Here is a 23,663-nt window from a genome sequence, read left to right as displayed (position 1 = left end):
CCGGGTTTTCTGCCCTCGCGTCATTGCACATCTTTGGAGATTAGCCTGAACGCCCCGCGCAGTCGTCATCCTATGGTCTGCGCTGCGTCGCTGCGCGCCTTGCTTCGCCATAGGATGACGAAGTCGCGGGTGCCTCGGCTAATCTCGAACGTCGCTGATAGCTAATCGGGAAAAACGGCAGGCTGCTAACGGCCCCTCGGCCCGTTTGCCGAATGGGGATGCTAACCCCGCCGGCGGCAGCGCCAGTTCCAGTCGCGCTCGGGGCCGACGTCGACGTGAACGGATTCGGTATGGCAGTAGGTGCCGACGCCGCCGCGGCCGGGCATGGTTCGGATGTAGCTCGCCAGTTCCCATTTGGAGACGCCGGGAACCTGGATGTCGGCGGCGGCGCAATACATGTGCAGCGAATTCTTGGCGCCGTTGGCGCGGCGGTTGCGGGCCGGGTCGCGGTAGCCTGATGTGACCATCATCTTGCGGCCGTAATGGCCTTCGATGGTCTTCAGCACCCGCACCAGCGACGGCTTCAGGCAGGCGACGTCGACGCTCTCGTTTTGCTTCAACAGGCCGTTGGGCGCCAGCCGGGCGAGGCCGGCGGCGGAAGCCACCTGATAGGCGCCGCCCGAACCCTCGTCCTCGTTCAGGTCGACGTCGCTTTCATCGTCGAGGCCGGATTTGCGCTTGATCTCGAACAGCGCCGTCTGGCGCACGCCGGGCAAGGCATCGCTGCCGGTGATGTGGTTGCTCTCGTTGCCAAGCGAGGCAAGCTGCAAGGGCTTGTCGGCGGAATTGGCTGACGCTAGCGTGATGATCGGCTTTGCCGGGGCGGCCTTCTGGGAAGCAACCGCAGGCTGTTCGCCCGAGCGCGAGTTGACCAGCGGAGCAGGTGCCGCCGAGGTTGGCGTGGTGCTGAACAGTGAGGCCAGGAAGCCCTTCTTCGGCGTGTCGATCTGCTGGGGCGCGGCGGTCACGTAGACCTCGTTGGTCGCGGGTGCCGCTGCCGTCGCTTTCGGTGCGGTCACGCCGGCATCGGCGGCGGCGATCTTGTGCGCCACGGCGTCCGTTGCGGCCGCGGTCTGTGCTGACTGCTGCAGCGACTGCGGCGTCTGGCCGACAATGGTTTCGGACCCGGCGGGAACATTGACCGGGAAGCCGGTGCCGGGCTTGGCCACCGGCACATAGGCGACCTGCTCGGGCAGTGTCGCATCGCCCGCTGCCGTCATCATCATCTGCGGCCCGGTGGATGTGACCTGCACGGTCGAATCGCCCGGCGCCGCAGGGCTGGCGCCGGAAGCCGCGGAGATGTCAGAAGCGGTCGCGTTGTAGCCAGGCATGCCGACGGACATTGTGGGGTCGCCAGCGGAGGTGCAGGACGCCAGAAGCACGGAGAAAAGCGCTGCCGCTATAGTGCGACCTTCTCTCCCCGCGAGACGCGATCCTACTGATTTCAAAACTAAATTCCCCCTCGGTGTCCGGTCGGCCTGCTATTGGTGCGGCGTCGAAACGATCACATCCAATAACCTTGTGTTCCCAAACCGGAAACGAGACTTGTGTCAATTCTGCAAGCCTCTGAATTATTTGCTCGTTGGAGGCCAATTGAGGCTTCTTGAAGGTTGACGACACCATTTCGCCCCGTTTTGCCGGCTCGTCAACTCACCAGACATTACATTCCGTTACACACAGGCACCTGCAAAAGGTGCCGGCCGTTACACACGCACCTTCACATAGGTGCCGGGGGCATCACCCAGGGTTTTCATGTGCTTGCCCGGTTTGCGGGCCGGAACGAGGGTGTCGTCCTGGGTCTCGATCCAGTGCTGCCAGTGCGTCCACCAGGAGCCGGGATGCTCCACCGCGGAGGCGAGCCACTGGTCAAAATCGCCTGTCGGCTTGCCGCCGGTCCAGTACTGGTATTTCTTGGCTGCCGGCGGGTTGACGACACCGGCAATGTGGCCGGAACCAGCCATCACAAACTCGACGTCACCGCCGAAATATCGCGAGCCGAGAAACACGGAAAGGGCCGGCGCGATGTGATCTTCCTTCGACGCCAGGTTGTAAACCGGGATGGTGACGTCGGCCAGCGACAAAGTGCGGCCGGCGAGTTCCATCACGCCACGCGTCAGATTGTTCTCGAGATAACAGTTGCGCAGGTAGAAGGAGTGGTTGGCGGCCGCCATGCGGGTGGAATCGGCGTTCCAGTAGAGCAGGTCGAAGGGAAGGGGATCCTTGCCGCGCATGTAATTGTTGATGACATAAGGCCAGATCAGGTCGCCCGAGCGCAGCATGTTGAAGGCGGTCGCCATCTTGGTGCCGTCGAGGTAGCCCTTTTCGTTCATCGATTTCTCGACCGCTGCCACCTGGTCCTCGTCGACGAAGACTTTCAGGTCGCCGGCATGGGTGAAGTCGACCTGCGTGGTGAAGAAGGTCGCCGATTTGATGCGGTTGTCGCCTTCCTGTGCCAGCAGTGCGAGTGCGGCCGCCAGCAGCGTGCCGCCGACGCAATAGCCGATGGCGTTGACCTCTTTCTCGCCGGTCGCCTTCTCGATCGTGTCGAGGCCGTATTGCAGGCCCTCCCGTATGTAAGCTTCCCAGCCCTTGGCGCCGTGCCGCTCGTCGGGATTGATCCAGGAGATGACGAACACGGTATGGCCTTGCTCGATCGCCCAGCGGATGAAGGACTTTTGCGGGTTGAGATCGAGGATGTAGAACTTGTTGATCCAGGGCGGGCAGATCAGCAGCGGGCGCTTGAGCACCGTCTCCGTCGTCGGATCGTACTGGATGATTTCGGCGACATCGCTGCGGCCGACCACCTTGCCGGGAGATGTCGCGACGTTCTTGCCGATCTCGAAGGGCGAATAGTCAGCTTGTCTCAGCTTCAGGTCGCCCTTGCCGGCGGCGATGTCTTCGGCCAGCATCTTCATGCCGCGCACCAGGTTTTCGCCATTCGAGGCGACGGTTTCTCGAAACAGCTCCGGATTGGTCAGGATGAAGTTCGACGGCGAGATGGCATTGGACACCTGCTTGACGTAGAAGCTCGCCTTGTGGCGGGTGTGGTCGTCGAGGCCTTCGGCGTGCTCGACCAGGTCGGCCGCCCAGCGCGAGGTGACGAGATAGGCCTGTTTGAGGAAATCGAAGAAAGCGTTGCGACCCCATTCGGGGTCTTGAAAACGCTTGTCGCCGCGCTCGGGCTTGACCGCATCGTCCGGCGCTTCGGCATTAGGGCTAACCTTCTGGATGGCGTTGCCCCAGACCGTCATGTAGCCGGCGAACAGTCGCGTCTGCGCTTCCAGCGCGCGTTGCGGGTCGGCCAGCCAATATTCGCTGAGCTTGGAAAAGGTTTTGACCATGTCGACCACGGGTTCGGCGACATGATCGCGCACCTCGCCTTTTTCGCGCGGCTCGGCCCAGGCCGAGGCGGCTTTGCCGGCCTGTTCGACCATGCGCGCCATGTTCAACGCGAAGCGTTCCGGGTCTTTCACCAGATATTGCTCGACGGTCGAAGATTGATCATCGTCCGCTTTGCTCGAATCAGGTGTTTTGGACATGGCTCGCGGGGTTCCTCCCGAGGCGTTTTCTTGACATATTATCATGGGACATCTGACCGGGTCCAATGCGCTGTACCCCGGCTGCCAGGAAAACAATATGACGATTAACACCGGCGAGACCATTTTTTCGGGGGCAGGCCGCTTTTGCCGCATCGCGGTTGCAATCGCCTGTCTGGCGCCAGGGCTGCTGGCGGCAAGTGGCTGCACGAGCGCCAACACCGGCAACGGGATGAATGTCGGCCTGACCCAGGGCGCGCAGGACACCGGCTCCTATCCCAATCTCAACATTCCACCGCAGGTGGCGGCAAAGCAACTCACCCCTGAGGAGACGCAGGCCAAGCTTGCCCAGTTGAAGGGCGAACAGCAGGGGCAAGCGGCCAAGGGCGGCGGCGGTGCCCCGTCCACCAGCCCGGCGGCGCTGAATTCGCTGGCGAAGAACCATGGCAAGGACACGCTGAAGCAGATCGAAGCCAAATGCGATCCCGCCCTCGACCCTACCTGCAAATAAGGCTATATCGCGCGCCGAAAGCGGTCTTTGCCAAAGGCGCCTAGCCAAGCCAACTGTGCTAAAGCCAATCTTAAATCGTCTGGAACTGACATGGAAGAATTTCACAAGGTCCGCCGGCTTCCGCCCTACGTGTTCGAGCAGGTCAACCGGCTGAAGGCCAGCGCCCGTTCGCGCGGCGCCGACATTATCGACCTTGGCATGGGCAACCCGGACCTGCCCACGCCGAAGGCGATCGTCGACAAATTGTGCGAAGTGGTGCGCGATCCGCGCACGCATCGCTATTCCTCCTCGCGCGGCATCCCAGGTCTGCGCCGCGCCCAGGCCGCCTATTATCAGCGCCGTTTCGGCGTGAAGCTCAATCCCGACACGCAGGTGGTGGCGACGCTCGGTTCGAAGGAAGGCTTCGCCAATATGGCGCAGGCGATCACCGCGCCGGGCGACGTGATCCTGTGCCCCAACCCGACCTATCCGATCCATGCTTTCGGCTTCATCATGTCGGGCGGCGTCATCCGTTCGCTGCAGGTCGAGCCGGATGACGGCTTCATCCCGGCGCTCGAGCGCGGTGTCCGTCATTCGATCCCGAAGCCACTGGCATTGATCCTCAACTATCCGTCGAACCCGACGGCGCTGGTCGCCTCGCTCGATTTCTACAAGGACGTGGTCGCCTTCGCCAAGAAGAACGACATCATCATCCTGTCGGACCTTGCCTATTCGGAGATCTATTTCGACGGCAATCCGCCGCCTTCGGTGCTGCAAGTGCCGGGCGCCATCGATGTCTGCGTCGAGTTCACCTCGATGTCGAAGACCTTCTCCATGCCCGGCTGGCGCATGGGCTTTGCCGTCGGCAATGAGCGGCTGATCTCGGCGTTGACGCGGGTGAAGTCCTATCTCGACTACGGCGCCTTCACGCCGATCCAGGTTGCGGCGGCGCATGCGCTGAATGGCGACGGCGCCGACATCGCCGAAGTGCGCGAGGTCTATTTGAAGCGCCGCGACGTCATGGTCGACGCCTTCAGCCGCGCCGGCTGGACCATTCCGGCACCGGCTGCCTCGATGTTCGCCTGGGCGCCGATCCCGGAGCCGTTCAAGCATCTCGGCTCGCTTGAGTTTTCCAAGCTCCTGATCGAGCACGCCGACGTGGCGGTGGCGCCGGGCATCGGCTTTGGCGAGCATGGCGACGATCATGTCCGCATCGCGCTGGTCGAGAACGAGCACCGGATCCGGCAGGCGGCGCGCAACATCAAGCGCTTCCTGGCGTCCAGCGCCAAGCAGCCGAACAATGTGGTGCCGCTCGCCGCGCATCGCTAAAGTCGCCGCACATCTTATTCGAGCAGATTTTTTGAGGGGCGTCGCCGGGCATGGCTGAAGCGTTGCGTGTTGGAATTGCGGGTCTGGGTACGGTTGGCGCCTCGGTGGCGCGCGTGCTGCGCGACAAGGCAGCGGAGCTGACGCGCCAGTGCGGACGCGATGTCATCGTCACGGCCGTTTCCGCGCGCGATCCCAAGCGCGACCGTGGCGTCGACCTCAGCGCCGCCAAATGGTTCGACGATCCGATCAAGATGGCGCAGGCCGCCGATATCGACGTCTTCGTCGAACTGATCGGCGGCGACGAAGGGGCAGCGCGCGCGTCGGTCAAGGCAGCACTTGAAGCCGGACGTCATGTCGTCACCGCCAACAAGGCGCTGTTGGCCAAGCACGGCGTGGCGCTTGCCGAAATCGCCGAGAAGAAGGGCGTGCTGCTCAACTACGAGGCGGCAGTTGCCGGCGGCATCCCGGTCATCAAGACGATGCGCGAGGCGATGGCCGGCAATTCGGTCACCCGCGTCTTCGGCATCCTGAACGGCACCTGCAACTACATCCTGACCCGCATGGAGGCCGAGGGCATCTCCTTCGACGAGTGCCTGAAGGACGCGCAACGGCTGGGCTACGCCGAAGCCGATCCGACTTTCGATATCGAGGGCCATGACACGGCGCATAAATTGTCGATCCTGACCAGCCTGGCCTTCGGCACCAGGATCGCCGCCAATGACATCTACATGGAAGGCATTTCCAATATCAGCCAGGCCGATATCCGCGCCGCGGGCGACCTTGGCTACCGGATAAAATTGCTCGGCGTCGCCCAACGCACCGACAGCGGCATCGAGCAGCGCGTGCACCCGACCATGGTGCCGACCGCGTCGGTGATCGCACAGGTGCATGGCGTTACCAATGCGGTGGCCATCGAAACCGACATTTTGGGCGAACTGCTGCTCTCCGGCCCGGGCGCCGGCGGCAACGCCACCGCGTCCGCCGTGGTCGGCGATATCGCCGACATCGCAAAGAGCCGGCCGGGCTTCCAGCACGGTCCGGTGTTCGGCCTGCCGGCCAAGGAACTGCGCCCCTACAAGAAGGCGCAGATGCGCAGCCATGCCGGCGGCTATTTCATCCGGCTGACCGTGCACGACCGCATCGGCGTCTTCGCCGCGATCGCCAAGCGCATGGCGGACAACGACATTTCGCTGGAATCGATCGTCCAGCATGCCGTCAGCGGCGAGACGGACGCGCAAAAGACGGTGATCCTGGTCACCCACGAGACGACGGAAGCAGCGGTGCGCAAGGCTGTCGACGGCATCACCAAGGACGGCCACCTCACAGACAAGCCGCAGGTTATCCGCATTGAGCGCGCTGGCTAGGCCAAGTCATTTTTCTCCTTAACCGATTTGATATTCCTGCTGAAAGTGGTTCAGACGCCATAGTGCTCTATCTCTTTGATTTGGAGCCGGATTGAGATTTCAGGTCGAACCCACCAATCATCATCGGGCTCTGGCGGAGGCGTGAGCCGCGAGATCAAGGTGCGTCACCAGGATGTGGAAAAGTTTTGAGACTTTCCTGTTTAGCCGTCGCATATTGCCGGAAATGACAATCTATAGATTACGCCTCCTATGACGGGCGACAAACGCCTCTTCCTCGATATCAGGCAGTCGGCGACCGGTGTTTCCTGGGAACACCGGTTGAGCGAGCGGCAGGACATGACCGCGCTTGCCATAGCGCAGGGCCACGGCGTGCCCGACATTGTGGCTCGCGTGCTCGCCGGGCGAGGCGTCACCGCCGACCAGGCCGAGCGCTTCCTCGATCCGACGATTCGCAATCTGTTGCCGGATCCGGCTTCGCTGACCGACATGGGCAAGGCTGCGACCCGCATCGCCGAGGCGGTCATGGCCAAGGAGAAGGTGGCAATCTTCGGCGACTACGATGTCGACGGCGCCGCCTCTTCGGCGTTGCTCAAGCGCTTCCTGACGCATTTCTCGGTGCCTTCGGAGATCTACATTCCCGACCGCATCTTCGAGGGCTACGGCCCCAATCCGGAGGCTATGCGCGAACTGGTCTCGCGCGGCGCGACGCTGATCGTCACCGTCGATTGCGGCACCAACAGCGCTGTCTCCATCGATGCCGCCAAGGCCGCAGGCGCCGATGTGGTGGTGCTCGACCACCATCAGGTCGGCGGCCCGCTGCCGGAGGCGACCGCGGTCGTCAATCCCAATCGCGAGGACGACCTTTCCGGGCAAGGCCATCTGTGCGCCGCCGGTGTCGTCTTCCTCACTCTGGTGCAGACGGCGAGGGTCCTGCGCAGCCGATTGCCCGACGCAGCGCCACCGGACCTGTTGTCGTTGCTCGACCTGGCGGCGCTGGCCACGGTTTGCGATGTGGTGCCGCTCATCGGCGTGAACCGCGCTTTCGTCGTCAAGGGACTACAGATGGCGCGGCAGCAGAAGAATGAGGGGCTCGCCGCACTGGCGCGGGTGTCCCGCATCGGTGAGCCGATAAGCACCTTTCATCTCGCCTATCTGATTGGGCCGCGCATCAATGCCGGCGGCCGCATCGGCGATGCAGCACTTGGCAGCCGGCTGCTCGCCACCGACGATCCGGTTGAGGCCAGGACCATTGCCGAGACACTCGACCGGCTCAACCAGGAACGCCAGCAGATGGAGCTGGAGATGCTGGCAGCGGCGCGCGCCGAGGCTGACGCCGAACTTGCCGGCGGCAACGGGCCGGCCATCATCGTCACCGCCAGCACCAATTGGCATCCCGGCATTGTCGGCTTGATCGCCTCGCGGCTGAAGGACCATGCGCGGCGGCCGGCCTTCGCCATCGCCTTCAACGCCAATGGCATCGGCACCGGCTCTGGCCGTTCGGTGTCGGGCTTCGATCTCGGACGGCTGGTGCGCGCAGCCGCCGATGCCGGGCTGATCGTCAAGGGCGGCGGCCACGGCATGGCCGCCGGCATCACGGTGGAACGCGCCAAGCTCGGCGAACTCCGTGCTTTCTTCGAGGAGCGCGCGGCGACCGAAGTGTTCCGGCTGCAGGACGAAGAAAGTCTGGCCGTCGACGGCGCGCTCGCCGCCGAGGGCGCGACGATTGCTTTGCTCGATGCACTGGAAAAGGCCGGGCCTTTCGGCGCCGGCCATGTCGCGCCGGTGTTCGCGCTGCCGCGCCATCGGCTGGCCGACGCGCGGGCCGTCGGCACCAACCACATCCGGGCTGATCTGCAGTCGGAAAGCGGCGGCCGCATCCAGGGCATCGCCTTTCGATCCGTCGATACCACGCTGGGCGAATTCCTGTTCAAGAACAGGGGCAACACGATCCATGTAGCCGGCTCGCTGTCGGGGAATTATTGGAACGGCAACCGCACGGTGCAGTTCCGCATCACCGATGCGGCCAAAGCCTGACATTGCCGAATGGTTTAAGCGAGAACCGTCTGCAGCCGCTTCAACTCGCTGATCTGCGCCATCGTCGCCTGGTAACCGACGCTGATCGCCTCATCCGCGCGGTGGAATTCGGTCAAGCCGATATGGCTGAGTTTCGGTTGCAGCGACATGTCGGGCGGATCGCCCGCCAGCCTTGCGCGTGAAATCCGGTCCTGGATGATGTTGAAGGCTTCGACCATGACGCCGGTGATGCCGAGACGGCTCTGGTGCGGCTGGTGGTCGGGGCTGGCCTGGCCTGGCCGGGGCGCGTCCTTCTCGATGAGCAGTTCGCCGGCGCTGTGCTTGATGACGGCGGCGCGGCCGAACAGATCGTAGTGAAGGTTGACCGCGACGACCAGCGGCTGCTCGTAGGCGCGGCAGACCGAAACCGGAACCGGGTTGACCAGCGCGCCGTCGACCAGAATGCGGCCGTTGCAATTCACCGGTTCGAACACGCCGGGCAGCGCATAGGAAGCCCGCATCGCGGTGATCAGCGAACCGCTGGACAGCCAGATCTCATGGCCGGTGCGAATTTCCGCGCCAACAGCGACGAAGGGTTTCGTCAGATCCTCGAAGCGGATGCCTGCCATGTGCTCGCGCAGCCTGACGTCCAGTTTCATGCCGCCGAACAGGCCGCTGCCGCGCAGATTGAGATCGAGCAGGCCGAAGATGCGCCGCTTGGTCAGGCTGCGGGCGAACTCCTCGAGTTCGTCCAGCTTGCCGGCGAGATAGCAGCCGCCAACCAGCGCGCCGATCGAGGTGCCGGCGATCATCGAGACTTCGATGCCGGCTTCGTCGAGCGCGCGCAGCACGCCAATGTGCGCCCAGCCGCGTGCGCAGCCGCCGCCCAGCGCGAGCGAAATGCCTGTCTTGCCCGCGGGTTGCGGGTCAGGCACGCCGCCGGACGATGAGGGGCCATTGGCCTCCCGCACGTCCGGTCTGCTACGCAATGACGCCCACTCGAGCATCATGATCTCCCTTGTCCCGCGTCCGTTCTACAGGAAGGACGTTTGAGAATAGTGAATATGAGTGGTTTGCGACTGTTGAATGGTTCACGCGGGCTTCCGATACGTTTTTTCCGCATCGAACAGCGGCGTGCTGCCATCGTCGGCAAGCGTTGCCTTGCCGCCGATTAGCCCCACCGTCCGATAAAAACATGAACGCCGGCCGGTGTGACAAGTTGCGTCGTGGCCCAACACTTTGACGCGCAACCATATGGCGTCCTGGTCACAATCCGTGAGCATCTCGACGACGGTCTGAAAATTGCCTGATGTTTCGCCCTTCTTCCACAGCGCCTTGCGCGAGCGCGACCAGTAGTGCGCGATGCCGGTTTCGAGCGTCAGCGCCAGCGCCTCGGCATTCATATGCGCGACCATCAGCAGCATACCGTCAGCGGCGTCGGTGACGACGACGGTGACCAGCCCGGCAGCATCGAAGCGCGGGGAAAACACCGCGCCTTCTTCGAGAGCCTTCTTGTCAGATGGAGCCTTGGGAAATGTTAGTGCCGACATCGCCGGTCCTTGATCTAGCGATGCCGGTGCGGGGCTTACGCCCCGAGGCCGCGCACCATGGTGACGAAACGGACCTGTTCCTCGGGCGTGTCCTTGAACACGCCGGTGAAGGTCGAGGTCAGCGTAGTGGAGCCCTGCTTGCGGATGCCGCGCATGGCCATGCACATATGCTCAGCCTCGATCATGACGGCGACACCGCGCGGATTGAGCACGTCCTGGATGACGCCGGCGATCTGTGCGGTCATGGCCTCCTGAGTCTGCAGGCGATGGGCGAAGATATCGACCACACGGGCAATCTTGGACAGGCCGACGACCTTGCCATCCGGGAGGTAGCCGACATGCGCCTTGCCGATGATCGGCACCATGTGGTGCTCGCAATGCGAGTGGAACTGGATGTCCCTGACGATGACGAGATCATCATAGCCGGCGACTTCCTCGAAGGTGCGGCCGAGCTCTTCGGCCGGGCACATGTCATAGCCGTTGAACATTTCGAGAAAGGCCTTGGTGACGCGCTTGGGCGTGTCGATCAGGCCCTCGCGGTCCGGATTGTCGCCGGTCCAGCGCAACAGCGTGCGCACGGCGGCCTCGACCTCGGCTTCGCTCGGCCTGTCGGTGACCGGCTTGTCCAGATAGTCGGAAGGGGGCATTATTTTCTTGATGACGGCATCCATAAAGGCGTCTCCCGTAGTTCCTCTCTCAGGAGGAACGAGTTGAACGGACCACGACCTTTCGGGTGCTGAAAACTCGCCCGGTTTCCAGCCCGCAAGCGGCGTGAACGAAATGGGCAAGGACGATGGCTTTGCGTTGCCTTGTCGATACCCGACTGCCACCATTATATATGGTCGTACGCAGCGAATGAAAGACGCTACAACGGCAATCGCTGTTCGCTTGGCGGCGACGGATTGGAAAAATATGATTGACGACGTCTACAATGCGAAAATTCTGGGTTTTGCCGGAAACATCGCCCGCATCGGCCGGCTCGATCATCCGGATGCGACGGCCAAGGCCCATTCCAAATTGTGCGGCTCGACGGTGACCATCGACCTCAAGATGGACAATGGCGTCGTCACCGATTTCGCGCATGACGTGAAGGCCTGCGCCCTCGGCCAGGCCTCGTCCTCGATCATGGCTCAACATGTCATCGGCGCCAGCGCCGACGAATTGCGGGCGGTGCGCGACACCATGCTGAAGATGCTCAAGGAAAACGGCGCGCCGCCGCAAGGCCGCTTTGCCGATCTGAGATATCTGGAGCCGGTGCGCGACTACAAGGCGCGCCATGCCTCGACCATGCTGACCTTCGATGCGGTCGTCGATGCCATCGGTCAGATCGAGAAGAAACGCGCCGAACAAGCGGCGTGATGTTGGTACATAACGGCTCCTCCAACAGCCGGTGAATTGTCAAAATTGGGCGCTGAACACGTCGAGGAGCTTCTCACGTAAGCGGGCTCATGCCTTGGTTTGCTGCGCCCGTCTGCTTTCGGCAAATTCGCTTCTCACCCAGTCGGCGAAGGCCTTGGCCGGCTCCGGCAGGTCCTTCAAGCTCCTGGCGACCAGCCAGTAGGCGCCCGATGCGACGTCGATGTCGAACGGCTTGATCAGCGCGCCGGATGCTATCTCCTCGCCGATCTGCAAGAGATCGCCCAGCGCCACGCCGTGGCCGAGCAGGGCCGCCTGCTTCGACAGCGACACATCCGCCAGCATAGGGCCGCGCGCCGGAATGGCGTCCGCGGCGACGCCGGCTGCCTCGAACCAGCGCGCCCAGCCCTGACGATTTTCCTCGTGCAACAGCGTGTAGCGGGCAAGGTCGAGCGGCTTTTCGAGGGCAGGGCCCGATGCCAGCAAGGCCGGCGACAGGACCGGTGAATCGACGGTCGAGGCTAGCCATTCGGCCTCGCTGCGCGGCCATGAGGTGGCGCGCGCGCTGAAGCGCAAGGCGAGTTCGGGCTGATCGCTGCGGAACTCGATCGGCCTTGGGTCGACTTCGAGGGAAACGTCGATATCGGGCCGCAACTGGCTGAAGCGGTTGAGCCGCGGCAACAGCCATACAGAGGCCAGCGACGGCTCGACGCTGACGCGAACCACCGACTGTGCCGGGGCCGCCACAAGGTCCGAAAGCAGCCTGTCGATGTCGTCGAAACTCCTGACCAGCTGATCGAGCAGGCGCTGGCCGGCCTCGGTCAACTCGACGCGGCGGTGATGACGGTGGAACAAGGGCTGGCGCAGGAACTGCTCGAGTTCCCTGATCTGCCGGCTGATGGCGGCCTGCGAGACGAACAGCTCCTCGGCGGCCCGGCTAAAGCTCAATTGCCGGCCAGCTGCCTCGAAACTTCGCAACGCCGTCAGGGGCAACCGTCCGCGCTTCATTTCGCATAACCCGAAGTTATCCGAACCGGAAATTATACTCGTTTGAAGGCGAAGGCCAGCGGGCGTCTAATCCGCCTCAAAGGAGATGCGCCATGATCCAGTTGCTGGAAATCTTTTGCGATGTGATGCGGATCGCGACGTTTCGGTGGCATGGCCACAGGCAGCATCATGTGCAGCGCACCGAGGGAAGGCCGGCCACCCGCTGGGCGGCTCCAGCGGAGCGGCATCCCTTTCGCCGCTTGCGACCCTGAAGCCGACACAGAGGCGAGTGAGTGAAGAGGATTGCGTTTGCCGGCCGAAGCTCACATCTATCGGTTTGGAAACGCAAGCTGACCCGGAAGCCGGTTTCGGGGTCGCGTTCGGAAAGAGACTGCGGTGGGCGACCAGCATCGGCATGTGCATGCCGCCGGACGGACCCGGCGCGGGCGCAACTGGCCCGGTCCCTGGCGCAAAACACCCGGCCGCGTTTTCGGCACGTCGCTGGTGCGCCTCTATCAACTGACATTGTCCGGCTTTGTCGGCAATTCCTGCCGGCATCTGCCGACCTGTTCCGAATACGCGCATGAGGCGATCGCTCGCCATGGCCTGTGGGCCGGCAGCTGGATGGGGCTTTTTCGCGTGCTGCGCTGCGGGCCGTTCGGAACGCACGGCATCGACCGCGTGCCGGAGGTGCTCGCCCCGCGCTACGTCTGGTTCACGCCATGGCGTTATTGGCAGATCGGCAGGAAGCGCGGCGAGGCCTGACGGCGGGTGCGCTGGTCCCTGATCCAGATCGCCAGCGCGGCATTTCTTTACAATCCGGTAAGGTTAACCACGGCCTGCACAAAGACTGCGCATTTGAGTCAAAATCGAGCCAAGACACTTCGCTAAGCGCCTCCTATCATTCCCAGGAGAGCCCACATGCGTCGGATCGAAACCCATCCCTTCATCATTGCCGCGGTCCTCTTCCTGCTGGCCTGGTTTCTGGGATTTCCGATGCGGGCGCAATCGGCTCCGCTTGGCGATGTCGAATGCACACTGATCCAGGACGCGACAAGCGGCCAGACGCTCCACCAGAATGGTGTTTGCGACCAGCGCTTCAGCCCGGCGTCTACTTTCAAGGTGCCGTTGGCGCTGATCGGCTACGATGCCGGTATTCTTAGCGACGCGCATACGCCGAGTTGGGACTACAAGCCTGAGTTCAACGCCGTGAAGCGCGACCACAAAACCGTCGACCCGACGATCTGGGAGCGAGACTCGATCGTGTGGTATTCGCGCGAAATCGTGCGACGGCTCGGCGCAAAAAGCTTTGCCGGCTACGTCTCGAAATTCGGCTACGGCAACATGGATGTCTCGGGCGATGCCGGCAAGGACAACGGGCTCACGCAATCCTGGATAAATTCCTCGCTTGAGATATCGCCGATCGAACAGACAGCCTTCCTGCGCCAGCTGCTCGCCGGCAAGATGCCGGTTTCTGCCAAGGCGCACGAGATGACCCGAGCCATCCTGCCGAGTTTTCAGGCCGACGGCTGGACGGTGCAGGGCAAGACCGGCAGCACCAGGCTGGGAAACAGCAAGGACAAGCGCTCGCTGGGCTGGTTCGTCGGCTGGGCCGAAAAGGGCGGCCGGCGGATCGTCTTTGCCCGGCTGGTCGTCGACACCAAGCCGATCGACATGCGGAAAGGCCTGGCGACACGCGCGGCGTTCCTGAAGGATTTGACGCAGCTGGTGAAGTGAGCTTGCTGTAGCTTCAAGTGCTCCGGCGGGCACGAAGGATGTGGCCGCCGGAATTCCTTGTCTCCGCCTTTGGCGCCCTGGAGAAGCGGGCGGCGATGTCGCTGCTTTCCAGATCTTCGATCTCATCGAAGCCGAGCTCGCGCAGCGATTGCGCCAGTGCCGCGGGCACGAAGAAGCTGATCCAGGGCTCTCCGGCAGCGGCGACGCGCGCCGCATGGAAAGAGAGGGCAGCCTGTCCAGCCGCATCGCGGTTCTCGGCCGGCTCGCTGTAGTCGAAGACGACCTCCGAACCGGGCATGCCGGCAATCCAGGACAGGGTGCTGAAGATTGCGTCCTGGCTCAGATACGGAACGACACCCAGCCAGATGAAGAAACTGGGCTCGGTCTGCCGCAAACCGGCCGATGCCAGTTCATCCGCGGGGCGCTGGCGCTCGAAGTTGACCGGCACGAACATCGTGGCCCGCGGTTCAGCAAGACCAGCATCGGCGATGCATTTCCGTTTCCAGGCCTGTGTCGCCGGGTGATCGACTTCGAACACCGCGACATCAGGGTACGGATTGCGCAGCGAGAAAGTGTCGAGGCCGGCGCCGAGCACCACCACTTGCCGGACGCCCCGGCGCACCGCCGCAGCCAGCCAGTCCTCGGCGAGGCGGGCGCGCGCTGCCACGAACAGGCGCATGCGCCGGCTGCGCTCACCTTCCTGCTCGAGCTCCTGCACCGTCGGTGCGGCATCGCCCAGTATCGCACTCGCATATGGGTCGCGAAACAGCGCCGCCTGCTGCGAGAACTGGTGGAGGGCCCGCATGCGCGCGACACCCAAGGCGGTTCGGCTGGGTTTTGCGTCTTCCATGCCGGGGATTCCAACCTCGTGTCGGGGAAATTCGCAAGGCTGTGCGACTGGCCTGCGACATCTGTCGCGCCATTTCCTGACAGCTGCGCCAACGACGGCTCTTTACCTGATGCCGCGTGGCCTCTAAAACCCGCCCGCTGCCGGATGCCTCCGGCTTCACACCACGACCACCCGCGCTCGTTTGCGGGACTGGATAGGAGATACCCGATGCTGAATTCCGTTTCCCTGACATTTCCCGATGGCTCCGTCCGCGACTATGACGCGGCGATGACCGGTGCGGGCCTCGCCGAATCGATCTCGAAGTCGCTGGCCAAGAAGGCTGTCGCCTATGCCATCGACGGCACCGTTCGCGATCTTTCCGACCCGCTTGGCAAGTCCGGCAAGGTCGAGATCATTACCCGCAGCGATCCGCGCGCGCTGGAGCTCATCCGTCATGATGCAGCACACGTGCTGGCGGAGGCCGTGCAGGAACTGTGGCCGGGAACGCAAGTGACCATCGGGCCGGTGATCGAGAACGGATTCTATTACGACTTCACCCGCAACGAGCCGTTCACGCCTGACGATTTCCCGGTGATCGAAAACAAGATGCGCGAGATCATTGCGCGTAACAAGCCGTTCACCAAGGAAGTCTGGTCGCGCGACAAGGCGAAAAAGGTCTTTGCCGAGAAGGGCGAGCGCTACAAGCTGGAACTGATCGACGCCATTCCCGAAGACCAGGATCTCAAGATCTATTCCCAGGGCGAATGGTTCGACCTCTGCCGCGGCCCGCACATGGCCTCGACCGGCCAGATCGGCAACGCCTTCAAGCTGATGAAGGTGGCCGGCGCCTATTGGCGAGGCGATTCGAACAACCCGATGCTGACCCGCATCTACGGCACGGCATGGGCCGAGCAGGCTGAACTCGATGCCTACCAGACGATGCTGGAAGAGGCCGAGAAGCGCGACCACCGCAAGCTCGGCCGCGAGATGGACCTGTTCCATTTCCAGGAAGAGGGGCCGGGCGTCGTCTTCTGGCACGCCAAGGGCTGGAAGATGTTCCAGAATCTGGTCAACTACATGCGCCGCCGCCTCGACGAGCAAGGCTACCAGGAGGTCAACGCACCGCAGGTTCTCGACAAGAGCCTGTGGGAGACGTCGGGCCACTGGGGCTGGTATCGCGATGCCATGTTCAAGGTGACGGTGGCCGGCGACGACACCGACGACGACCGCGTGTTCGCGCTAAAGCCGATGAATTGTCCGGGCCACGTGCAGATATTCAAGCATGGGTTGAAATCCTATCGCGATCTGCCCGTAAAGCTTGCGGAATTCGGCAATGTGCATCGTTACGAACCGTCCGGCGCCTTGCACGGACTGATGCGCGTGCGCGGCTTCACGCAGGACGATGCGCACATCTTCTGCACCGAGGAGCAGCTGGCCGCGGAGTGCCTGCGCATCAACGATCTGATCCTGTCGACCTACGCCGATTTCGGCTTCGACGATGTCAGCGTGAAGCTGTCGACGCGGCCGGATAAGCGGGTCGGCACCGACGAGGCCTGGGATCATGCCGAGGCGATCATGGGCAACGTGCTGGATACGATCAGGACGCGCTCGGGAAACCGCATCAAGACCTCGATCAATCCGGGCGAGGGCGCTTTCTACGGGCCGAAATTCGAATATGTGCTGAAGGACGCCATCGGCCGCGAATGGCAGTGCGGCACCACGCAGGTCGACTTCAATCTGCCGGAACGCTTTGGCGCCTTCTACATCGGTTCGGATTCGGAAAAGAAGCAGCCGGTGATGGTGCATCGCGCCATCTGCGGTTCGATGGAACGCTTTCTCGGCATCCTGATCGAGCATTATTCCGGCCATTTCCCGCTATGGTTCGCGCCGCTGCAGGTGGTTGTGGCGACGATCACCTCGGATGCTGACGACTATGCGCGAAAGGTTGTCGCACAGTTGAAGGCGGCAGGACTTTTGGCCGAACCGGATCTGCGCAACGAGAAGATCAACTACAAGGTGCGTGAGCATTCGCTGGCCAAGGTTCCTGTGATCCTCGTCTGCGGCAAGCGCGAGGCGGAGGAGGAGACAGTCAACATCCGCCGGCTCGGCTCGCGCGATCAGGAATCGCTCAAGCTGGCCGACGCGCTGAAGCTGCTTTCCGACGAGGCTGTTTCAGCCGACCGAAGGCGCAGCGCGGCCTGAGCAAACAATGTTTCGTAGAAATGGCGGTGGAGCGATCCACCGCCATTTTCACATGCCTGTCACGCCAACCTTGTAACGAGCCCCCATGCTCAAGCTGAAGATACGGGAAAGACCGTTTCCCGAACTCTCCTACGCCAATGCGAGCCAGCCGGCGCTGACGCGCTGGTTCATCCATTCCATTGAAGGTCTGTCGGGGCGCGACCGGTATGCCGCGCTCTATGATTTCTGGCGCCGCCAGGTGGCGCCGACCGGCGAGCGGGTGTTCAGCCGCATGCTGCAGCTGATCGACGTCAAGGTGCGCAGCACCGATCAGTGGCCGCCGGCGGGGCTGCCCGACACGCCGCTGGTGATCGTTGCCAACCACCCGTTCGGCATTGGCGACGGCATTGCCGTGCTGTCGCTCGTCGAGCAGCTCGGGCGTCCGTTCCGCGTCATGATCCACAAGGATCTGCTGAAGATCCGCGAGATGGAACCGTACTCGCTGCCGGTCGACTTTTCCGAGACCAAGGACGCGGTGAAGAACAACATGGCGGTGCGCCACGAGGCAGTGCGGCTGTTGAAAGAGGGCGTCACCATCGTCGTATTTCCGGCCGGCGGCGTCGCCACCGCGCCGAAAGGCTTTGGCCGGGCGCGCGACCTGCCGTGGAAGATGTTTCCGGCGCGCCTCGTGCAGGACGCCAAGGCGTCGGTGGTGCCGATGCATTTTTCCGGGCAGAACGGCCGGCTGTTCCATCTGGTCAGCGGCCCGATGAACATGGCGGAGCGCGAAGGAAGGGTGGCGAAATTCGTCGGCAAGGCGTCGCTGACGTTGCGCCTTTCAATGCTCATCCGCGAATTCGCGCGGCTGTCCGGCAAGACGATCGACGTGCGCGTCGGCAACCTGTTGAGCTGGGCCGAGCTGGAATCGCTGCGCGATCGCAAGGCGCTGCTTGAGCGTCTTCATCGCGGCGTCTTCGATCTGGCGCCCGACGCGCCGCGCGGCCGGGTCCACTTCCTGCAGCGCCGCCTGCGCAAGGCCGCCTGACGTAGCCCTGAACTACCACTTCAACTGAGGGCCAAACCGAGGCCAATGGGCGCGCCGGTCAGTCGGCGCCTTCCTCGGGATCGATGGCCGACGCCTCGGTGGCCAGGACCTCGATCTCCTGGTTCTGTCCGGCAACGACGGTGAAATCCTTCTGGTAGATGCGGTCGCGGTTCTTGGCGATGATGGTGTATTGGCCTTCGGCCAAGACCATCGAGGCGAAGGCGCCGACGGCCTCCTTGATCGGGTCGCCGGATTCGTTGAGCAGCGACCAGGATGTATCGGCGATGGCCTCGCCGCCGGTCTCGCGCACCAGCTTCATGGTCTCCTCCGCCGCGCGATGCTCGACGGTGGCTTCGGTCAGCTTGCCGGCTTCGACGCGGATGTCGGAGCGAATGACGGCATTGACCGCGCCATAGGTGGAGACGACATGATAAACGCCGGCGTTGAGCCGCACGACGCTGTTCGGCTCGACATCGGGAATGATCAAAGCGCGGTCGCCATTGGCCTCGGCGGTGCCCTCATAAATGGAGAAGCGCAGTTTTTTCGGCGGAATACGCACGCCGCCCGACAGCACCGCGTCGAGCTTGAGGCCGCCGGCATCGAGCACCAGGCTTTCGCGCTTGGCGTCCTTGCCGACGGTGATGCGCTTGGTGGCGCCGGCGCGTCCGTATGAGGCGTGGACCAGATAGCTGCCGGGTTCGAGCTGGAACACGGCGCTGCCGCCATGCGCGGAAGCCACCATCGGCAGCTTGCCGTCGCCGGCGGCCTCGGGCTTGAAGACGCGCCAGACGATGCCGCGCGTGATGTCGGCGCCCTTGTCGGTCAACTGCGCCGACAGCGTTATGGCGCCGCCGCCACCGAGTGCCAGCGGCGTCTCGCCCTTGGGCGGTGCATAGCTCGAAATATCGGGGAGTTTCAGATTGCCGATGCCGTCGGCATTCTGCGCCATGGCCATCGAGGCCGGCGCAAACAGCGCTACGGCGAGCCAAATCAGGAAAAGGCGCGATGTCCCCTCAAACATGCCTTGCGTTGAAGCCCAAGGCGGTGGCAATTTCAAGGCTTAAGAGTCCGACCGCCTTGGCAACAGGTTCTTTCGTCCGGCGCGCCCGCGCCAATGCCGGAGCCGCCCCGATCCGCAATGGCGCGCTTCAGCTCAAAATCGAGTGCTTTAGGAGACCTGGCCCCCATGGCGTCGCCGATCATCGACTTCCTGCTGACCCGAAACTCCGCACCGATTCCTGAATTGAAGGAACCGGCGCCCAGCGATGGCGATATCGCGACCATGATCGCGGCTGCAAGCCGGGTGCCCGATCACGGCCGGCTGGAGCCGTGGCGCTTCATCCTTTATCGCGGCGAGGCGCGCGTCGAGATCGGCAGGAAGCTGGCGGCGCTCGCCGAACAGCGCGAAGGACCGCTGCCGGAAAACCGCCGCAACCAGGAACTGGCTCGGTTTTCGCGTGCGCCGCTGGTGATCGGCGTGGTCTCGAGCCCGAAGGACAATCCAAAAATCCCGCAATGGGAAATGTTCCTGTCCGGCGGCATGGCGGCGATGAACCTGATGATCGCAGCCAATGCGCTGGGCTACGGCACCAACATGATCAGCAACTGGTATTCCGACGTGGCGGAGGGCAGGGCGCTGCTGGGAGTGGCGCCACAGGAACGTGTTGTCGGCTTCGTCCATATCGGCTGCTATCAGGGACCGGCGCCGGAACGGCCGCGGCCCGATCCGGCAAAGCTCTATGCCGATTATGCGGGGCCGTGGAACGGCTGACACCCGAAAGTGATTCCCCTTTATTTAAACACAGGCTAAGACAGCGGCTTCGGCGATGCGTTGGGGGTTGGCGCATCGACCATGGGGATTTTTTTGGGGGTCGCCGGCGACATGAAGAAACGAGACTTGCTGCGAACCCGGCTGCGCTATGGGTTTGACAAGAGCATGGCGGCCGGGCCGATCGCGCTGATCGGCTGGCTCGCCGTCGCTTCGCTGCTGATCATCATCGCCGCCGCGGCTTTTCTTGCGGTGACCCGCATCGCGCCGGAGGGCGGCGAACCACTGAACTTCTTCGAAGCATTCTGGGAATCGCTGATGCGCACGCTCGATTCCGGCACGATGGGCGGCGACACCGGCTGGGCCTTTCGTCTCGTCATGCTCTTTGTCACGCTCGCCGGCATCTTCGTCGTGTCGGCCCTCATCGGCGTGCTCAGCGCCGGCGTCGACAGCAAGCTCGATGAATTGCGCAAGGGCCGTTCGCGGGTGCTGGAGAGCGACCACACCATCATCCTCAACTGGTCGCCGTCGATCTTCGACGTCATCTCCGAACTCGTCATTGCCAATGCCAGCCGCCGCCATCCGCGCATTGTCGTCATGGCCAATATGGACAAGGTGGCGATGGAGGACGAGATCGCCGCCAAAGTCGGCAGACTGGGCAATACACGCATCATCTGCCGCAGCGGCGACCCGACCGACCTCTACGATCTGGCCATCGTCAACCCGCAGACCTCGCGCTCGATCATCGTGCTGTCGCCGGACGGCGACGACCCGGATTCGCAGGTGATCAAGACGGTGCTGGCGCTGGCCAACGACCCGAACCGGCGCACGGCGCCCTATAACATCGCCGCCGAGATCCGCGACGGAAAGAACGCCGAGGTTGCCCGCGTCGTCGGCGGGGCCGAGGTACAGCTTGTCCTGGCCGACCAGCTGATCTCGCGCATCGTCGTGCATTCGAGCCGGCAGTCGGGTCTCAGCGGCGTCTATTCGGAGCTGCTCGATTTCGACGGCTGCGAAATCTACACGACCGAGCAGCCTGATCTCACCGGCAAGACCTTCGGCGAGGCAGTGATGGCGTATGAGCATTGCACGCTGATCGGGCTCTGCGACCAGCAGGGGCGCGTCAATCTCAACCCGCCGTCGGAGCTGGTAATCGGCAAGGACATGCGCGCCATCATCATTGCCGAGGACGATGCCGCCATCAAGCTGGGAAGCGCCGGGGCCAAGATCGAAGCCGCGGCAATCCTTCGCCATCAGCCTGTCGAGGCGAAGCCGGAGCGCACGCTGATCCTTGGCTGGAACCGGCGCGGTCCGATCATCACCTATGAACTGTCGCGCTACGTCGCACCTGGGTCAATCCTGACCATCGCCGCCGATACGCCTGGCCTCGAGCAGGAAGTTGCCGGACTGCCGGTCGTCGGCGACAATCTGGCGGTTTCCTGCCGCATCACCGACACGTCGAGCAGAACAGCACTGGCAAGTCTGGACGTGCCTTCTTACGACCACGTGCTCGTCCTCGGCTACAGCGAGACCATGGCAGCGCAGCCCGCCGATACGCGCACGCTGGTGACGCTGCTGCATTTGCGCAAAATCGCAGACGATGCCGGCACGCATATCTCGATTGTCAGCGAAATGATCGACGTGCGCAACCGCGAGTTGGCGGCGGTGACCAAGGCCGATGATTTCGTCGTCAGCAACAGGCTGGTCAGCCTGATGCTGGCGCAGGCATCCGAGAACCAGCATCTCGCCGCGATCTTCGATGACCTGCTCGACGAGGAGGGCTCCGAAATCTACATGCGTCGGCGACTATGTCGCCATCGACCATCCGGTGACGTTCTGGACGATCGCGGAATCGGCGCGTCTGCGCGGCGAGATCGCCATCGGGCATAGGCGCGTTCGCGCTGCGCAGAATGATGAGCGGGCTCTGGGCGGCGTCACCGTCAACCCTTTGAAGTCGCAAGCGCTGGCCTACCTGCCGGAGGACCGGGTCATCGTGCTGGCGCGGGACTAAACCCCGACTGCCTTGGCGCGAGCCAGAAGCCGTTCGGCGAGCCTGAGATGCGGCCGGTCATACATCTTGCCGTCAATGCCGACCACGCCGGGATTTCCGGCCGCCTCGAAGGCCGCGACGATGGCCTGCGAGCGTTGCACTGCCTCCGCCGATGGCGTGAAGGCGGCGTTGATGACCGGCACTTGCGCCGGATGGATCGCCATCTTGCCGGTAAAGCCGTCACGCTCGGCCTCCGTGCATTCGGCTTCGAAGGCGGCCATGTCGCGAAAGGCGGGGAAAACCGTGTCGATCGCCGCGACTTCAGCTGCGCCGGCGGCAAGGATGGTCATGGTGCGGGCAAGGCGGAAGACATCGGTGTAGCGGCCGTTGTCGTCGCGCGCAGCCTGCGCGCCGATCGCCGCCGACAGATCTTCGGCACCCCAGGTGAGGCCGGCAAGCCTGGCGCTTGCCCCGGCATAGGTCGCGGCGGCCAGCAACCCAGCAGCGGTCTCGGTAATGATCGGCAGGATCTTGATCGCGCCATCCGGCAATCCGTTTTCGGCCTCATGTACGCGGAGCTTTACGGATAGCTGCTGGACATCCTGGCCGCTGTTCGACTTCGGCAGCATGATGCCGTCGGGTTTGACCGGAACCAGGACGGCCAGATCATCGTCGGTCAACCCGGTCGATAGGTCGTTGACTCTGATATAGATGGCGGAGCTTGTCTGCTGCCTGTTGCCGGCAATAAAGCGTGCTGCGATGTCGCGTGCCGACGGCTTGTTTTGTGGCGCCACGGAATCCTCAAGGTCGACGATGACCACGTCGGCGCCGGCGCCAAAACCCTTCTCCAGTTTCTTTTTGGAATCCCCGGGCACAAACAGCAGCGAGCGCATCAGGCCGCCTTTTTCATCATCATCGCCTGGCGCGTGCATTTGGCAACGAGCACATCGTTCTGATTGTAGGCGTGATGCTCGAACTCGACGATGCCGCGGTCCGGCTTCGATTTCGAGTCCCTGACTGAGAGCACCGTCGTTTCGACACGGATGGTGTCGCCGTGGAAGACCGGGTGCGGAAACACCGTCTCCTTCATGCCGAGATTGGCAATTGTGGTGCCGACGGTGATGTCATTGACGGAAATGCCGATCATCAGGCCGAGCGTGAACAGCGAATTGACCAGCGGTCTGCCCCATTCGCTCTTGGCGGCGAAGTCGAAGTCGATGTGCAGCGGCTGCGGGTTCAGCGTCATCACCGAGAACAGCATGTTATCGCTTTCGGTGACGGTCTTGCGCAGCGTGTGCCGAAAGACATGTCCGACGACGAACTCTTCGAGATAAAGCCCGGGCATCGTTTTTCTCCTCCGCTGCCTGACGGTTGATAGGCGCTGCCCATGCCACCCGCAAGCCAGTTAATAAACATGGTGAACCGTTCGTAAACCATTTCTGCCTAGGGTCATTCCTGGGGCCGGAAGCTTTCCGGCAAGGGGCGTAG

General features: G+C 63.1%; 22 protein-coding genes. 12 read left to right on the top strand and 10 right to left on the bottom strand.

Annotation, left to right across the window (positions count from 1 at the left end):
* Positions 1 to 221: 221 nt before the first annotated feature.
* Together NKI96_RS12205 and phaC are read right to left on the bottom strand one after the other, a co-directional pair.
* Positions 222 to 1,343 carry a D-Ala-D-Ala carboxypeptidase family metallohydrolase gene (locus NKI96_RS12205; RefSeq protein WP_352804573.1) on the bottom strand — a complete coding sequence of 374 codons (1,122 nt, stop codon included), beginning with the start codon at positions 1,341 to 1,343 and terminating at the stop codon, positions 222 to 224.
* Between the two features lie 360 nt (positions 1,344 to 1,703).
* Complete coding sequence (phaC, locus tag NKI96_RS12200; protein WP_023821424.1) at positions 1,704 to 3,539, bottom strand: class I poly(R)-hydroxyalkanoic acid synthase; 1,836 nt, start codon at positions 3,537 to 3,539, stop codon at positions 1,704 to 1,706.
* Positions 3,540 to 3,636: 97 nt separating this feature from the next.
* On the opposite strand from phaC, the gene NKI96_RS12195 reads away from it, so the two are divergent.
* The 4 genes from NKI96_RS12195 to recJ all read left to right on the top strand — a co-directional run bounded on the left by NKI96_RS12195 (position 3,637) and on the right by recJ (position 8,753).
* Positions 3,637 to 4,047, top strand: a complete 411-nt coding sequence (locus NKI96_RS12195) for a hypothetical protein (RefSeq protein WP_023738998.1) — start codon at positions 3,637 to 3,639, stop codon at positions 4,045 to 4,047.
* Between the two features lie 90 nt (positions 4,048 to 4,137).
* The gene (locus NKI96_RS12190; protein WP_023681615.1) at positions 4,138 to 5,355 is read left to right on the top strand and encodes an LL-diaminopimelate aminotransferase; all 1,218 of its coding nucleotides are present in this window, start codon (positions 4,138 to 4,140) and stop codon (positions 5,353 to 5,355) included.
* Between the two features lie 50 nt (positions 5,356 to 5,405).
* Positions 5,406 to 6,719 carry a homoserine dehydrogenase gene (locus NKI96_RS12185; protein WP_023821423.1) on the top strand — a complete coding sequence of 438 codons (1,314 nt, stop codon included), beginning with the start codon at positions 5,406 to 5,408 and terminating at the stop codon, positions 6,717 to 6,719.
* Positions 6,720 to 6,968: 249 nt separating this feature from the next.
* Positions 6,969 to 8,753 (top strand): single-stranded-DNA-specific exonuclease RecJ, encoded by a 1,785-nt coding sequence (recJ, locus tag NKI96_RS12180; RefSeq protein ID WP_023821422.1) that lies wholly within the window; start codon positions 6,969 to 6,971, stop codon positions 8,751 to 8,753.
* Between the two features lie 14 nt (positions 8,754 to 8,767).
* Here the strand turns inward: recJ and NKI96_RS12175 are convergent, their stop codons facing one another.
* The 3 genes from NKI96_RS12175 to folE form a co-directional block, all read right to left on the bottom strand.
* The gene (locus NKI96_RS12175) at positions 8,768 to 9,739 is read right to left on the bottom strand and encodes a patatin family protein (protein ID WP_023667624.1); all 972 of its coding nucleotides are present in this window, start codon (positions 9,737 to 9,739) and stop codon (positions 8,768 to 8,770) included.
* 84 nt (positions 9,740 to 9,823) lie between these two features.
* Positions 9,824 to 10,282 carry a phosphoribosyl-AMP cyclohydrolase gene (gene hisI / locus NKI96_RS12170; protein WP_023821421.1) on the bottom strand — a complete coding sequence of 153 codons (459 nt, stop codon included), beginning with the start codon at positions 10,280 to 10,282 and terminating at the stop codon, positions 9,824 to 9,826.
* 35 nt (positions 10,283 to 10,317) lie between these two features.
* Positions 10,318 to 10,953 carry a GTP cyclohydrolase I FolE gene (gene folE / locus NKI96_RS12165; RefSeq protein WP_023667622.1) on the bottom strand — a complete coding sequence of 212 codons (636 nt, stop codon included), beginning with the start codon at positions 10,951 to 10,953 and terminating at the stop codon, positions 10,318 to 10,320.
* A 241-nt stretch (positions 10,954 to 11,194) separates the two neighbouring features.
* On the opposite strand from folE, the gene NKI96_RS12160 reads away from it, so the two are divergent.
* Positions 11,195 to 11,641 (top strand): iron-sulfur cluster assembly scaffold protein, encoded by a 447-nt coding sequence (locus NKI96_RS12160; protein WP_023821420.1) that lies wholly within the window; start codon positions 11,195 to 11,197, stop codon positions 11,639 to 11,641.
* Between the two features lie 87 nt (positions 11,642 to 11,728).
* On the opposite strand, the gene NKI96_RS12155 is transcribed toward NKI96_RS12160, so the two are convergent.
* A complete protein-coding gene (locus tag NKI96_RS12155) occupies positions 11,729 to 12,646 on the bottom strand; it encodes a LysR substrate-binding domain-containing protein (RefSeq protein WP_023821419.1) in 918 nt (305 codons plus the stop codon).
* A gap of 92 nt (positions 12,647 to 12,738) precedes the next feature.
* Between NKI96_RS12155 and NKI96_RS12150 the strand changes: the two genes are divergently transcribed.
* The 3 genes from NKI96_RS12150 to blaOXA all read left to right on the top strand — a co-directional run bounded on the left by NKI96_RS12150 (position 12,739) and on the right by blaOXA (position 14,362).
* Entirely contained in the window at positions 12,739 to 12,897 is a 159-nt protein-coding gene (locus NKI96_RS12150) for a hypothetical protein (protein WP_081731272.1), read from the top strand.
* A 124-nt stretch (positions 12,898 to 13,021) separates the two neighbouring features.
* Positions 13,022 to 13,390 carry a membrane protein insertion efficiency factor YidD gene (yidD, locus tag NKI96_RS12145; protein ID WP_023821418.1) on the top strand — a complete coding sequence of 123 codons (369 nt, stop codon included), beginning with the start codon at positions 13,022 to 13,024 and terminating at the stop codon, positions 13,388 to 13,390.
* A gap of 156 nt (positions 13,391 to 13,546) precedes the next feature.
* Positions 13,547 to 14,362 (top strand): class D beta-lactamase, encoded by an 816-nt coding sequence (gene blaOXA / locus NKI96_RS12140; RefSeq protein ID WP_023821417.1) that lies wholly within the window; start codon positions 13,547 to 13,549, stop codon positions 14,360 to 14,362.
* Positions 14,363 to 14,375: 13 nt separating this feature from the next.
* Here the strand turns inward: blaOXA and NKI96_RS12135 are convergent, their stop codons facing one another.
* A complete protein-coding gene (locus tag NKI96_RS12135) occupies positions 14,376 to 15,212 on the bottom strand; it encodes an SAM-dependent methyltransferase (RefSeq protein ID WP_023707151.1) in 837 nt (278 codons plus the stop codon).
* A gap of 207 nt (positions 15,213 to 15,419) precedes the next feature.
* Between NKI96_RS12135 and thrS the strand changes: the two genes are divergently transcribed.
* Both thrS and NKI96_RS12125 read left to right on the top strand, forming a co-directional pair.
* The gene (gene thrS, locus NKI96_RS12130; RefSeq protein WP_023691134.1) at positions 15,420 to 17,393 is read left to right on the top strand and encodes a threonine--tRNA ligase; all 1,974 of its coding nucleotides are present in this window, start codon (positions 15,420 to 15,422) and stop codon (positions 17,391 to 17,393) included.
* 85 nt (positions 17,394 to 17,478) lie between these two features.
* Positions 17,479 to 18,417: a lysophospholipid acyltransferase family protein gene (locus NKI96_RS12125; RefSeq protein WP_023691135.1), complete on the top strand. Its 939-nt coding sequence runs from the start codon at positions 17,479 to 17,481 to the stop codon at positions 18,415 to 18,417.
* 58 nt (positions 18,418 to 18,475) lie between these two features.
* Here the strand turns inward: NKI96_RS12125 and NKI96_RS12120 are convergent, their stop codons facing one another.
* A complete protein-coding gene (locus NKI96_RS12120; protein ID WP_023691136.1) occupies positions 18,476 to 19,438 on the bottom strand; it encodes an RgsD C-terminal domain-containing protein in 963 nt (320 codons plus the stop codon).
* A 165-nt stretch (positions 19,439 to 19,603) separates the two neighbouring features.
* Here NKI96_RS12120 and NKI96_RS12115 point away from each other — a divergent pair, with 165 nt between their 5' ends.
* Positions 19,604 to 20,188: a nitroreductase family protein gene (locus NKI96_RS12115; RefSeq protein WP_023723386.1), complete on the top strand. Its 585-nt coding sequence runs from the start codon at positions 19,604 to 19,606 to the stop codon at positions 20,186 to 20,188.
* 111 nt (positions 20,189 to 20,299) lie between these two features.
* Complete coding sequence (locus NKI96_RS12110) at positions 20,300 to 22,075, top strand: CASTOR/POLLUX-related putative ion channel (protein WP_352804564.1); 1,776 nt, start codon at positions 20,300 to 20,302, stop codon at positions 22,073 to 22,075.
* 117 nt (positions 22,076 to 22,192) lie between these two features.
* Here the strand turns inward: NKI96_RS12110 and NKI96_RS12105 are convergent, their stop codons facing one another.
* Together NKI96_RS12105 and NKI96_RS12100 are read right to left on the bottom strand one after the other, a co-directional pair.
* Entirely contained in the window at positions 22,193 to 23,068 is an 876-nt protein-coding gene (locus NKI96_RS12105; protein ID WP_023691140.1) for an HpcH/HpaI aldolase/citrate lyase family protein, read from the bottom strand.
* Entirely contained in the window at positions 23,068 to 23,580 is a 513-nt protein-coding gene (locus NKI96_RS12100) for a MaoC family dehydratase (RefSeq protein WP_444848965.1), read from the bottom strand. The genes NKI96_RS12105 and NKI96_RS12100 overlap by 1 nt, the downstream gene beginning before the upstream one ends.
* Positions 23,581 to 23,663 lie beyond the last annotated feature (83 nt).

This window comes from Mesorhizobium sp. M0292 (assembly GCF_040321695.1).
Classification (GTDB): domain Bacteria; phylum Pseudomonadota; class Alphaproteobacteria; order Rhizobiales; family Rhizobiaceae; genus Mesorhizobium.
This window is presented reverse-complemented; position numbering and strand designations above follow the sequence as displayed.